The 13,167-nt window shown below is 66.3% G+C and carries 10 protein-coding genes; 6 read left to right on the forward strand and 4 right to left on the reverse strand.

Annotation, left to right across the window (positions count from 1 at the left end):
- Positions 1-16: 16 nt before the first annotated feature.
- Positions 17-1,243 (forward strand): efflux RND transporter periplasmic adaptor subunit, encoded by a 1,227-nt coding sequence (locus tag AAF184_04370; GenBank protein ID MEO0421544.1) that lies wholly within the window; start codon positions 17-19, stop codon positions 1,241-1,243.
- Positions 1,240-4,377 carry a multidrug efflux RND transporter permease subunit gene (locus AAF184_04375; protein ID MEO0421545.1) on the forward strand — a complete coding sequence of 1,046 codons (3,138 nt, stop codon included), beginning with the start codon at positions 1,240-1,242 and terminating at the stop codon, positions 4,375-4,377. Before AAF184_04370 ends, AAF184_04375 begins: the two co-directional genes overlap by 4 nt.
- Positions 4,378-4,387: 10 nt before the next feature.
- On the opposite strand, the gene AAF184_04380 is transcribed toward AAF184_04375, so the two are convergent.
- On the reverse strand, positions 4,388-5,629 hold the full coding sequence (locus AAF184_04380; protein ID MEO0421546.1) for an APC family permease: 1,242 nt from the start codon (positions 5,627-5,629) through the stop codon (positions 4,388-4,390).
- Between the two features lie 163 nt (positions 5,630-5,792).
- On the opposite strand from AAF184_04380, the gene AAF184_04385 reads away from it, so the two are divergent.
- Together AAF184_04385 and AAF184_04390 are read left to right on the forward strand one after the other, a co-directional pair.
- The gene (locus AAF184_04385) at positions 5,793-6,149 is read left to right on the forward strand and encodes a hypothetical protein (GenBank protein MEO0421547.1); all 357 of its coding nucleotides are present in this window, start codon (positions 5,793-5,795) and stop codon (positions 6,147-6,149) included.
- A 95-nt stretch (positions 6,150-6,244) separates the two neighbouring features.
- Positions 6,245-7,297: an NAD(P)/FAD-dependent oxidoreductase gene (locus tag AAF184_04390; protein MEO0421548.1), complete on the forward strand. Its 1,053-nt coding sequence runs from the start codon at positions 6,245-6,247 to the stop codon at positions 7,295-7,297.
- A gap of 159 nt (positions 7,298-7,456) precedes the next feature.
- Here AAF184_04390 and AAF184_04395 read toward each other — a convergent pair whose 3' ends face one another.
- From AAF184_04395 to AAF184_04405, 3 genes are all read right to left on the reverse strand, one after another.
- The gene (locus AAF184_04395) at positions 7,457-8,116 is read right to left on the reverse strand and encodes a YceH family protein (protein ID MEO0421549.1); all 660 of its coding nucleotides are present in this window, start codon (positions 8,114-8,116) and stop codon (positions 7,457-7,459) included.
- Between the two features lie 8 nt (positions 8,117-8,124).
- Entirely contained in the window at positions 8,125-8,550 is a 426-nt protein-coding gene (locus AAF184_04400) for a CBS domain-containing protein (GenBank protein MEO0421550.1), read from the reverse strand.
- Between the two features lie 117 nt (positions 8,551-8,667).
- Positions 8,668-9,435 carry a hypothetical protein gene (locus AAF184_04405; protein ID MEO0421551.1) on the reverse strand — a complete coding sequence of 256 codons (768 nt, stop codon included), beginning with the start codon at positions 9,433-9,435 and terminating at the stop codon, positions 8,668-8,670.
- 373 nt (positions 9,436-9,808) lie between these two features.
- On the opposite strand from AAF184_04405, the gene AAF184_04410 reads away from it, so the two are divergent.
- Positions 9,809-12,298, forward strand: coding sequence for an acyl-CoA dehydrogenase (locus AAF184_04410; protein MEO0421552.1), 2,490 nt, complete (start codon positions 9,809-9,811; stop codon positions 12,296-12,298).
- Positions 12,295-13,068: a TetR/AcrR family transcriptional regulator gene (locus AAF184_04415; GenBank protein MEO0421553.1), complete on the forward strand. Its 774-nt coding sequence runs from the start codon at positions 12,295-12,297 to the stop codon at positions 13,066-13,068. Before AAF184_04410 ends, AAF184_04415 begins: the two co-directional genes overlap by 4 nt.
- Positions 13,069-13,167: the final 99 nt, after the last annotated feature.

Genomic DNA, 13,167 nt, shown 5'->3' on the forward strand with positions numbered 1-13,167 from the left:
TCATCGAGGTCTCACCATGCCATCTGTACCGACGCTAGCCTCCTGCGGCCGTCGTTCGTTCACCGCGCTCGTCATCACCTCGTGCTCGCTGCTGGCGGGGTGTTCCCTGGAAGATGTGTTGGGCGGCCCTGGCGGCTCCCGCGAGGCGCCACCGCCGCCCGCGGTCACCGTGGCCACGCCGCTCGTCGAGCAAATCGTCGATTGGGACGAGTACACGGGGCGCCTGGCCGCGATCGATCGGGTGGAGGTGCGCGCCCGCGTGAGTGGCTATCTGGACTCATCGGCGTTCGATGAGGGGCAGTTCGTGGCGGAGGGCGATCCGCTCTTCGTGGTCGATCCCAGGCCCTATCAGGCGGTGTTGGACGCTGCCGAGGCGGAGCGCAAACGCGCTCAGTCGGCCCTGGATCTGGCGCGGATCGAGCTCGATCGCGCGGAACGCCTCCTGCGCAGCAACGCGGGCTCTGCGGAGCTTCGTGACACGCGTTCCGCCGAGTTCCAACAGGCGACCGCTGCGCTCGAAGCGGCCGTGGCGTCGGTGGCGTCGGCGCGCCTGGACGTGCAGTTCACCACGGTGCGCGCGCCGATCGCGGGTCGCGTCGGGCGCAAGCTGGTGACCGAGGGCAACCTCGTGACCGGGGGAGCTTCCGGCGCCACCTTGCTCACGACGATCGTCTCCTTAGATCCCGTGCATTTCTACTTCACGGCGGACGAGAGCGCCTACCTCAAGTACGCGCGCCTCGCTCGCGAGGGGAAGCGCCCGAGTTCGCGCACCACGGCGAACCCCGTGCAACTGAAGCTCGCGGATGAGGCGAGCTTCGTCCACGAGGGCCGCATGGACTTCGTCGACAACGAGGTGGATCAGGCGACGGGCACGATTCAGGGGCGGGCCATCTTCGACAACGCCGACCAGCTGCTCACGCCCGGGCTCTTCGCGCGCATCCGACTGCTCGGTCGCGGCCCCTACGAGGCCTTACTGGTGCCGGAGATCGCCATCGGCGCCGATCAGTCGCGCCGCTTCGTCTTCGTCCTCAGTGAGGACGAGCTGCCGGAGCGGCGCTACATCGAGCTAGGGCGAACGCTAGGTGATATGCGCATCGTGGCCAGCGGGATCACGCCCGAAGATCGCGTGATCGTCAATGGCGTTCAGCGGGTGCGGGGCAACAGCCCGGTGACCGTCGAGAACACGGAGCTCGCGCCCTTGGATCCGGCCGTCGCCGGTCGGGTCGGGAGCGAGGCACGGTGAGGATCGGGCATTTCTTCATCGACCGGCCGCGCTTTGCGGCGGTCCTCTCCATCCTGCTGCTGATCGTCGGTACCATCGCCTACCGCGCGCTGCCGGTGGCGCAGTATCCGGAGATCGCGCCGCCGACCATCGTCGTCACCGCCTCCTACCCAGGGGTCACGCCCGAAGTCATCGCCGACACGGTGGCCACGCCCCTCGAGCAGGAGATCAACGGCGTCGAGAACATGCTGTACATGACCTCGTCCTCCACCACCGATGGGCAGATGAGTCTCACCATCGTGTTCGAGTTGGGGACCGATCTCGACACGGCGCAGGTGTTGGTGCAGAACCGCGTGTCCATCGCTGAGGCGCGCTTGCCGGAAGAAGTGCGGCGCCTGGGCGTGGTCACCCAGAAGAGCTCGCCGGATCTGATGATGGTGGTACACCTGCTGTCGCCCGACGAGAGCTACGATCAGCTCTACATCTCCAACTACGCCTTCCTGCAGATCCGCGATGTGCTCAATCGCATCGATGGCGTCGGCCGCCTCACGGTGTTCGGCGCACGCGAGTACAGCATGCGCGTGTGGTTGGACCCTGAACGGCTGGCGGCGCTCGAGATGACCGCCGGCGATGTGCTGGCGGCCCTGCGCGGCCAGAACGTGCAGGTGGCCGGCGGTGCCCTGCGCGCCCCGCCCATGCCCCTGCAGACGGCACAGCAGTTCACGGTGAACACGCAGGGACGCTTTGCCGACGCCAACGAGTTTCGTGCGGTCATCGTCAAGACCGGAGAGGACGGGCGCATCACACGCCTCGGCGACGTGGCCCGCGTGGAACTAGGCGCACGGGACTACGTCACCAACAGCTACCTCGACAACAAGCCGGCGGTGGCGCTCGCGATCTTTCAGCGGCCAGGCTCGAACGCCATCGAGACCGCCGATGAGATCATCGAGACCATGGAGGAGCTGTCGCACCAGTTCCCCGAGGGCCTCGAGTACACGATCGTCTACAACCCCACGGAGTTCGTGGAGGAGTCCGTGGAGGCGGTGTACCACACGATCTTCGAGGCCGTAGCCTTGGTGATTCTGGTGATCGTGCTGTTCCTGCAGACCTGGCGCGCGGCGATCATCCCCATCGTGGCGATTCCCGTCTCCTTGATCGGCACCTTCGCCGTGATGGCCGTCTTCGGCTTCTCGTTGAACAACCTCTCGCTCTTCGGTCTGGTCTTGGCCATCGGCATCGTGGTCGACGATGCGATCGTGGTGGTGGAGAACATCGAGCGAAACCTAGAGGCAGGGCTCGAGCCGCGGGAGGCGGCGCGGCTGACCATGGACGAGGTGGGAGCTGCGCTGATCTCCATCGCCCTCGTGCTAACGGCGGTATTCGTGCCCACCGCGTTTCTCGGCGGCATCTCGGGACAGTTCTTCCGCCAGTTCGCCTTGACCATCGCCGTGGCGACCATCATCTCTGCCTTCAACTCGCTCACCTTGAGTCCGGCCCTCGGGGCGATCCTGCTCAGGCATCGCGCGGAGGGCGAGAAACGGGGCCTGTGGGATCTGATCCTGGGCCCCGTCTTCAAGGTCTTCAACGCCATGTTCGACGCCCTCGAGAAGACCTACGCAGGGCTCATCGGTGTGGTCACGCGTCAGGCCGTGCTGATGATCGTGGTGTTTCTGGGGTTGCTCGCGGGCACCTTCTTCATGCTGGCGCGTACGCCTGCAGGCTTCATTCCCGAGCAGGACCAGGGCTATCTCATCGTGGCCGTCGAGCTGCCGAAGGGCGCGTCGCTGCAGCGAACCGATGCGGTGATCAACGATGCCGTCGAGCGCATCTTGGAAGTCCCTGGTGCGGCCCACGCGGTGAGCTTCGTCGGCTTCTCCGGCGCCACCTTCAGCGCCGCCTCGAATGCGGGCGCCATCTTCGTGCCCATGGAGCCCTTCGCCGAGCGCGCGCCTGGCGTGACGGCGCAGAACCTCCTGGGCGAGTTGTACGCGGCGTTGGCGCCGATTCAGGATGCGCAGCTGTTCGTGATCATGCCGCCGCCGGTGCGCGGTATCGGTAACGGTGGCGGCTTCAAGATGATGGTGCAGGATCGCACGGGACGGGGCCTGAAGACGCTGGAGGACGCCACCTGGCAACTGGTCGGTGCGGCCAACCAGGCGCCGGAGGCGAACCAGGTGTTCAGCACCTACTCCCTGTCGACGCCCCAGTACTACCTCGATATCGATCGGGTGCGCGCCGAACAGCTGCGCGTGCCCATCGCGAACATCTTCGAGGCCTTGGAGATCTACCTGGGGTCCAGCTACGTCAACGACTTCAATCTGTTCGGGCGTGCGTACCGGGTGACGGCCCAGGCCGACGCACCCTACCGCTTCGACCCTGAGGACATCATGAAGCTACGCGCTCGTAACGAGCTGGGGCGCATGGTGCCCTTGGGCTCGGTGATGCAGGTGAGGCTCACCAGTGGGGCGGACCGATTGGTGCGGCACAACCTCTATCCAGCGGCGGAGATTCAAGGCAACAACACGCGTGGCTACAGTTCCGGCGAGGTGATCGCCAAGCTGGAGACCTTGGCCGAGGACGCGCTCCCAGGGGGCTTGAGCTACGACTGGACCGAGATCGCCTTCCAGCAAAAGCTAGCGGGTGACGCGGGCAATTGGGTGTTTCCGCTCAGCATCCTCCTGGTGCTGCTGGTGCTCGCCGCGCAGTACGAAAGCTGGGCCCTGCCCTTTGCGATCGTGCTCATCGTGCCCCTCTCGATTCTGTTCGCGCTGGTCGGCGTGACCATGCGCGGAATGGACAACAACATCCTCACCCAGATTGGTTTCGTCGTGCTGTTGGGGCTGGCGAGCAAGAACGCGATCCTGATCGTCGAGTTTGCGCGGCAGAAGGAGGCTGAGGGGCGGTCGGTGCTGCAGGCGGCGTGCGAGGCGGCGCGCCTGCGCTTGCGACCGATCCTCATGACCTCGGCGGCGTTCATCCTCGGTGTGGTGCCCTTGGTCACGGCGAGCGGAGCGGGGGCGGAGATGCGCCAGGTGCTCGGCACGGCGGTGTTCAGCGGCATGATCGGGGTGACCGTGATCGGCCTGGTGCTGACGCCGGTGCTGTACGTGGTGGTTCGACGTCTCGTCGGGGCGGGTGGCACGGACGCGCCGTGAGCGCTGCAGGTCAGTGACCGGCCGATACTTCACCCAGGAGGCTGATGGCGATCAGCCCTACGCTCAGGAGCACGCCCAGAGCGGGTAGGGCCAGCCGTCGCGCATGCGCACCTTCGCGCAGGAGCAGGCGAATCAGGGCGACGTTGACCATCGTGAAGACGAGCAAGACGATCAGGCTCGTGGCTTTAGCCAACACCAGCAGCGGGAACCAGGCGGCGAGGGCGACGACCAGGGCCACGGTCAGGCCCGTCGCCAGCAGCGGCGTCTTGCGCACCGGGTGGATGCGGGCGAGCAAGCGGGGGGCATGGCCACCGTCGGCCATGCCGTAGACCACCCGCGACACCATCACCAGCTGGGCCAACGCACTGTTGCTCACGCTCAGCATCGACAGGGTGGCGATGATCGCCGGCCACGGCGCGCCAGCGTGAGCGACCATGGCGGCGAGGGGCGCGGGATGGCCGGCGAGGGCCAGTTCCTGGTTGGCCAGCACCGCCATCAGGGCGACCAGCAGGTAGAGCGTCGTGGCGCCGGTGAGGGCGATGAGAATCGCGGGCACCATCGTGCGCTCGGGCTCGCGCGTCTCCTCGGCGACGTTGACCATGTCCTCGAAGCCGATGAACGCGTAGAAGGCGACGAAGGCGCCCGCGGTGATGGCGAGCCACGCCCCGTCGGCGCTGGGCGTGAGCAGGGGCAACAGCTCCGGCAGATGCGAGAGGTAGCGGCTCGAGACCACCAATACCGTCAGCAGTCCGAGCACGGACAGCGCGGTGATGATCATCGCCACCCAGATGGTGTGCCCGATACCCCAGGCGACGATCAGGCCGAGGACGATGATGAAGCCCGGCGCTGCCAGCGCTTGCGTACCGGGAAAGAAAAACGAGAAGTACCCAGCGAATCCCTTGGCCAGGGTACCGCTGGAGACCAGTCCCGTGAGGGCGACGGCCCAGCCGGTGGCGCGGGTGAGGACGGGCAGGTCGAAGGCCTGTTCCACGTAGACCGCTTCGCCAGCGCTCTTGGGGAAGCGGCGAGCCAGCTGGCCGTAGCTCAGCGCCGTGCACGCCGCCACCAGCGCCGCGAGCAGGAAGGCCCACGGCGCGAAGGCCCCGCTTACCGCCAGGATTTCACCCACGAGTACGTAGATGCCGGCACCGACCATCGTGCCCAGCCCGAACAGGACGAGCATCGGCAGGGTCAGGCGCCGCGTCAGCTTGGGAGCGCTGTCCACCTCCCGAGTATGCGCTCTCGGGAGCATCGGTTCGTATCGTGGATTACCCCAGCCGCGCCTTGTGGCCGGAGCGATACAATGGAGGTGTGCTCGACGCCTGCGTCGTGTGAGGCGGTCGAGATCGGTGCAAACGCGGAGCGACGCCGGCTGGTGCCGACCGCCCATCGCGCAAGTGCGCAGGAGTCGACCCATGGGTGCATCCAACCATCACATCAAACAGTACGAGTGCGGGCTATCGCTCGGCGGTGCCGAGGCGGGGCCGGACGCCACCCTTTACCTCTACGGAGAACGCCGCGAGTTGCTCGCCGCGATCGCCTTTCGCGCCGATGCGAAGTCGCAGGTACCAGCGTCGGTGCAGGAGGACACCGGGGTGGTCCTGGCGACGCTGCCCACCTCGGCCTACGACCGTATCGTCGACATGCTTCGCAATGAGCGTCCGGTGGTGCTGTGCTCGGATCCCGCGGCCGGGTCGTTGCGCCTGACAACGGGTAACGAGCCCGTGGGCGAGGAGGAGCTGCGGCGCATGTTCTCCTGGATGTACGTCTAGCCGCGGCGAGCGGCGGTGCGGCGAATTGCAGGGTAGATCGTCAGGCACTATCCTGCCGGTCCCTGCCCGCCGCCGACCCTTAGGACGCTCCGACCGTGACTGACGCCACCACCACGCCCATCGAGACCGACGTGCTGATCGTCGGCGCCGGCCCCTGTGGCCTGTTTCAGGTGTTCGAACTCGGCCTTCTGGGCCTCAAGGCGCATCTGGTGGATGCCCTGCGGGCGCCCGGCGGCCAGTGCACGGAGCTCTATCCGGACAAGCCAATCTACGACATCCCGGCCCTGCCCATCGTGGGCGCCCAGGAGCTGATCGATCGCCTGATGGAGCAGATCGCGCCCTTCGATCCCACCTTCCACCTCGGCCAGGAGGTGCAGGTGGTGGAGCCCCTGGGGGAGGGCGAGGGCTTTCGCGTCGTCACCAGCGCGGGCACCACCTTCATGGCCAAGACCGTGATCATCGCGGGCGGCGTGGGCTCCTTCCAGCCGCGCAAGCTGCGCGTGGAGGGGGCGGATCGCTACGAAGGTGAGCAGATCCATTACAAGGTCAGCAATCCCGATCAGTACGCGGGCAAGCACTTGGTGGTCATGGGCGGTGGCGATTCGGCCCTCGACTGGACCCTGGAGCTGCGCGAGCGGGCTGCGAGCATGACCCTGATCCACCGTCGCGAGGAGTACCGGGCGCAGCCCGCCTCCGTGGCCAAGATGCAGGCGCATTGCGAGGCCGGTGATATGCGCTCGCTGATCGGCGCCGCCACGGCCCTGCGTGAGAGCGACGGTGTGCTCACGGGCTTGGAGGTGCGTGACCTCGCGGGCGAGATGCACGAGGTGCCGGCCGATCAGGTGTTGGTGTTCTGGGGCTTACGTCCCGCCTTGGGGCCCATCGCCAACTGGGGTTTGAACCTTCATCGCAACACCATCCCCGTGGACACGGAGAAGTTCCAGACCAGCGCGCCGGGGATCTTCGCGGTGGGCGACATCAACCAGTACCCGGGCAAGAAGAAGCTGATCTTGAGCGGCTTCCACGAGGCGGCCCTCGCGGCCTTCGCGATCAAGGCGATCGTGGCACCTGATGAGAAGGTTCGTCTGCAGTACACCACGACCAGCCCCCTGATGCAGGAGCGCCTCGGCGTCAAGGAAGCGCGGTAGTGCCCTGTCACGTTAGTTCGTCGAAGAATACGCACGGGGCTTTTTGCCCCTGAGCACGTTGCTCCTCCTCCCCGTGGGGCCTGCCACGCTCGTCGTCGCGCCGCACTCAGGAACAAAAAGCCCCGTGCGTATTCTTCAACGGACTAACGTGACGGGGCACTAGCGCTCCTCGATCAAGGCCTTCAGGCGCGCGACGTCTTCCTCCAAGCGGGTCACCCGTTCTTCGAGCTCCGCCCGTGAGGCGGCGCTGCCCCCGCTCGAGCCCGGCGCCGGTGCTTGGGCTTCGTAGGCCTCGACATCGATCGGGCCGCACAGCAGGTGCATGTACTCCGCGTCCTTGCGTCCCGCCCGGCGCGGAAGCTTGACCACCAGCGGATCCGGATCACGCTCGATCAGCCCCGTGAGGCTGCTCACCACGGCGCCGTTGTCATCGAAGGTGTGCAAGCGCGCGCTGCGCGTGCGCAGCTCCCCCGGCGTTTGCGGGCCACGCAGGAGCAGGAGGCACATGACGGCCACCTCGCCTTCATCGAGCTGCAGGGTGCTGTAGCGCGTGTTGCAGAAGCGGTGCGAGTACTTGTCGACGCGACTGTTGCTGCGCAGGTTTTCCTGGCGCGTGAGCAAGTGTCGATCTTCGAGGGCCCGCGCCGCATGCTCCACCTCGCCCTGGGTGAGGGACATGACGGGCTCACGGGAGGACTTCTGATTGCACGCGTTGACCAGCGCGTTGAGGGTGAGCGGGTACTGGTCGGGGGTGGTGATCGACTTCTCGATCAGGCAGCCGATCAGCCGCGCTTCTTGGTCGGTGAACTGAGGAATCACGGGAATCGTTAGCTGCTGATGTACTGTTCGAGTTGAGCGATCTCTTCTTGTTGGTCGGCGATGATCGCGGCCACCAGGTCGCCGATGGAGATCACACCGAGCAGTTCGTCATCCATCACGGGCAGGTGGCGGAAGCGGTGCTCGGTCATGGTGTTCATGCACTTGCGCACGGAGTCATCGCTGCGCGCGGTGATGACGTCGGCGGTCATGATGTCGCGGACGGGGGTCGCGTCGGAGGCGCGGCCGAGGAGGATCACCTTACGGGCGTAGTCGCGCTCCGACACGATGCCGGCGAGCTTGCCGTCCTCGAGCACGAGGAGGGCGCCGATGCTCTTCTCCGCCATGAGTTTGATGGCGTCGAGCACCGTGTTGTCCGGCGTCACGGAGACGATCTCGTCTCCCTTGTCTGCCAGCAGATGTTTCACCAATCGCATGGGCACGCTCCCGTGGCTTACTTCGCTTAAGGACCTGCCCTCGATTGTAGACCTAAGGGCGCGCGAGCGGTGCAACTGCGGACGGTGCGCTGCGGCACCGTCCGCGATCGTTCGTGCTCAGTCGCCCTTCGGATCCTGCGCGGTCCAGAACACGTTGCCGGAGCCCTCGGGTTCATGGAATTGGCCGAGGAATTCGTTCAACTGGGTGACGTTGCCGTTCATCACGAGGAAGTTGAATTCGGACGGATTGCCGAACAGCGCCCGGCCGAAGTCAGTGAACAGCCAGTTGGCCCAGTGCAGTTCGACATCACCGTTGGCGACGCCGTCGGTCTCGCTCTTCTCGCCGTAGGAAAGCGCGGTGGAGACGCCCACGAGGAGGTCGTCGGTGTCGCCGCTGATGCGCACGGTGCAGTCCACGATCTCGATCACCGTGTCCTGCAGCGGATCGAGGATCATCTCGGTGACGGCGCCGTTGGGGATGGCCAGGTAGTTCAAGCGGCTGCCACTCGGCGTGCCCTGGACGTTACCCACCTGGCGGCCTCGATAGTCGTAGGTCATGTACATGGCGTAGTCGCTGACGTCGATGCCGTTCAGCTGAGAGGGCACCACGGCGGTGTCGTCCTGGTAGGAGGAGAACCACAGGTAGCCGCGCTCCTGGTAGCGGCGAGCCTGCGGGAACTGCGTGCAGGCGTGGTAGGTGAAGTCGAGGCTGTCGGCCTCGAGCATGTTGGCGCGGGCTTCGGGCACGGCGCTCTCGTCCACGAGGAAGGGTGAGCCGTCACCCACCGCGAAGGCTGAGGGTGTGGCGCCCAGGGCGACGATGAGCAGTGCGGCGGTGGGCACGGCGCGTGGCAGCCGGTGGTTGATGGTGTCGTTGAGCATCATGGTCGTGTTCTCCGGTTGTGTAAGGGGGTGTGGCGGGGCACGCGACCGGCGCCAATCGCAGCGCTCCCGTGATCAGATATTCGCGATCACGTCGAAGGATCTGACGGTGCGAGGCGGCCCATGTTGCGCTGCCGCAGACAAGGGATGTTCATCCCCGCTGCTGAGCCATGCCTTATGGGCAACGCCATGTTCCCTTAACTCGTTGAAATGTATGGAATAGAAGCTAAAAGAGCGGATTTCCTTTACCCGCGAGGGTGGCTCCCGTAGACTCAAATGAAAGCGAGCGTCCGCTCGTTTTTGGGTGCCCCGGCCGCCACGGCTTCGGGGCCGGCTCTGTAGCGGGGACCGAAACGGCCCCGGAGGAGAACAACGCATGACGATCCTCATCGCCCTGCTCGTGCTGCTGGGAGCTGGCGTTCTGCTCGCCGCCCTCGGCGCCACCACCGCCGTCGCGGCGGGCACCTTGGCCGCCCTCACCGTGGGCGCTGCTCTGTTTTCCGGTGGCATCACGCCCATCGTGGTGGTTTACGGCGCGGTCGCGTTGGCGCTGGCGGTGCTAGCAGCGCGCCCCCTGCGCAAGGCGCTGCTCACCAAGCCTCTGTTCCGCTGGTACCGCAAGGCGCTGCCGGGCATCTCGGACACGGAGCGCGAAGCGATCGACGCGGGCACCGTGTGGTGGGACGGCGAGCTGTTCTCCGGTCGCCCCGATTGGGACAAGCTGCTCAAGTACGGCAAGGCGGAGTTCTCGCCCGAAGAGCAGGCCTTCCTGGACGGCCCCGTGAAGGAGGTGTGCGCCCTCTCCGAGCCCTGGAAGCTGAACCGCGATTGGAGCGAAGTGCCCGAGCCGATCATGGACGTGCTCCGTCGCGAACGCTTCTTCGGCATGATCATTCCTAAGCGCTACGGCGGCCTCGAACTCTCCGCTGTCGCGCAGACCGAGGTGGTCGCGCGTCTGCAGGCCTGCGGTAACGCCGTCGCCAACCTCGTCACCGTGCCCAACTCCTTGGGCCCCGGCGAGCTGCTGCTGAAGTACGGCACGGAAGAGCAGAAGAACCACTACCTGCCGCGCCTCGCCACCGGCGAGGAGATTCCTTGCTTCGCCCTCACGGGCCCCACGGCCGGCTCCGACGCTACCTCCCTGCCCGACACGGGCGTGGTCTGTCGCGGCATGTGGGAAGGTGAGGAAGTGCTCGGCCTGCGCCTGAACTTCTCCAAGCGCTACATCACCCTGGCGCCGATCGCGACGCTGGTAGGCCTCGCCTTCCGCATGCAGGATCCAGACGGCCTGCTCGGCGACACCAAGGACTACGGCATCACCTGCGCCCTCCTGCCCCGCGACCTCGAGGGCATGGACATCGGCCGTCGCCACATGCCCTGCGGCGATAACTTCTTCAACGGCCCGATCTTCGGTAAGGACGTGTTCATCCCGCTCACGCAGATCATCGGCGGGGCGGAGATGGCCGGTAAGGGCTGGACCATGCTGGTCAACTGCCTCTCCGTGGGCCGCTGCATCAGCTTGCCCTCGGGCGCGAGCGGCATCGCCCAGCGCGCCCTCGCCGGTACTTCGGCTTACGCGGCGCTGCGCGAGCAGTTCGGCCTGCCCATCTCGAAGTTCGAAGGCGTGCAGGCGCCGCTGGCACGCATCGCGGGCCTCTCGCGCATCGCGCGGGCGGCACGCATGCAAACGGCGGTCTCCCTGGACAAGGGCGAGAAGCCGAGCGTGGCGTCTGCCATCCTGAAGTACCACTGCACGGAGCTTGCCCGCATCGCCCTGACCGATGCCATGGACATCCATGGCGGTAAGGCCGTGATCCGCGGGCCGAAGAACTACCTAGCCGATTACTTCGGCGGCATTCCCATCGCCATCACGGTGGAGGGGGCCAACATCATGACCCGCAACCTCATGATCTTCGGCCAGGGCGCCACCCGCAGCCATCCCTACGTGCTGCAGGAAATGCAGCTCGCGGGGCAGAAGGACAGCGCCAAGACCCTCGACGCCTTCGACAAGGTGTTCTTCGACCACGTCGGCTTCACCCTGACCAACGCGGCCCGCTCGCTGGTCATGGGCCTCACGGGCGGTCGCCTGCAGGGCTCGCCGAACGAGGGTCCGCTGGGCGAGTACTACGGCAAGCTCAACCGCATGAGCGCCAACTTCGCCCTGACGGCGGACGTCGCGATGCTCACGCTCCAGGGGCGCTTGAAGTTCATGGAGATGCTGTCGGCTCGCCTGGGCGACCTGTTGAGCAACCTCTACCTGGCGTCGATGGTGATCAAGGACTACGAGGATGCGGGCTGTCCCGAGGAAGAGCTGCCGTCCGTGCAGTGGTCCCTCGATTACCTGATCGATCGCTACCTCACGGCCTTCGACGAGGTGCTCGCGAACTTCCCCGTGCGTCCCATCGCCATGGGCCTGCGCATGGTCACCCACCCGTGGGGCGTGAAGACCCGTGCGCCGTCCGATCGCCTGTCGCGTCGGGTGGCCAAGCTCGTCGCCACGCCCACGGCCACCCGTGAGTCCCTGATCCAGGGCGCCGTGCTCGACGTCACGCCGGGCAACCCGCTCGGCTTCGTCAACGCCGTGTTCCTGGAAGCGCCGAAGTTCTCCGAGCTGAAGCGTCGCGTCACCCGCGCCGCCAAGCACGGCGAGATCCCGCGCGCCATGCCCCTCGACATGGTGACCTCCGCCGCCGAGGCAGGCATTCTGACCGCCGAGGAAGCGTCGGGCCTGCGTGGCCATCTGGAGCGGGTGATGGAGATCGTGCACGTGGATCACTTCGCGTCGCTGGAGGAGATCGAAGCCTCCCGCGATCTGACCGCTGGCACCGGCGGTCGCGACGGCGCGTCGCTCGCTGAGGCCAGTTGAGCACGCCCGATCCATCGACTGTCGGCGACGGCGAGCCCGCCACGGGCTCGCCGTCTTCCCCGCCCCTGCTCGCGGCGAATGGGCCGCTGCCGGCCGGGGACTTCGCCTCCTTCAAGCGCGCCTTCCCCTACCGGGGGCGCGCCCTCTACGAGGTGATCTTCGCCCGCCACGGCGATCAGCTGCGCACGAAGAAGGCGAAGTTCGCCGTTAGCAACCTCGAGAAGATCTTCTCGGCCACCTTCAAGCTCTCCAATCAGATCGGCTTCCAGGCCATGTCCCTGCGCCAGCTCTCCTCGGAGACGGGCATCAGCATGGGCGGCCTCTACTCGTGTCTCTCCAGCAAGGAGGACATCGTGCTCATGGCCAAGGCCCTGGTCGAAGCGCTCTGCCAGGAGCTGATCGACGCGGTGGCCGCGATAGAGGATCCGGTGGAGGCGATGGAGACGGCCCTGCGCCAGCAGGTCTACGCGACCCAGCTGCTGCAGCCCTGGTTCAGCTTCCTTTACTTCGAGACCCGCAGCCTGCCGCGACCGCAGCAGGATGAGACCAAGAACATCGAGTTGCGCATCTGCGATCACCTGCAGGACATCATCGTGCGCGGCCAGGCGCAGGGGCAGTTTCGGGCGGACCTGCCGGAGTTTGCGGCGAGCTCGCTGATGGCCCTGATCCAGGACGGTTACCTGAAGCCCTGGAAGTGGCGTGCGCGCGAGATCGATGCGGATCGCTACGCGGACGGACTGGTGGACGTGGCGCGGCGCCTGCTGCGATAGGCGAGACGTCAGCGCGCTCAGCTCGGCTGGGCTGGTACCGCCAGGATCAAGTTCTCCGTCGCATCAACGTGTGCGCCAGGCGGAGAAGACTTGGCGCCA

It is taken from the genome of Pseudomonadota bacterium (assembly GCA_039815145.1).
In the GTDB taxonomy this organism is placed as follows: domain Bacteria; phylum Pseudomonadota; class Gammaproteobacteria; order Steroidobacterales; family JBCBZW01; genus JBCBZW01.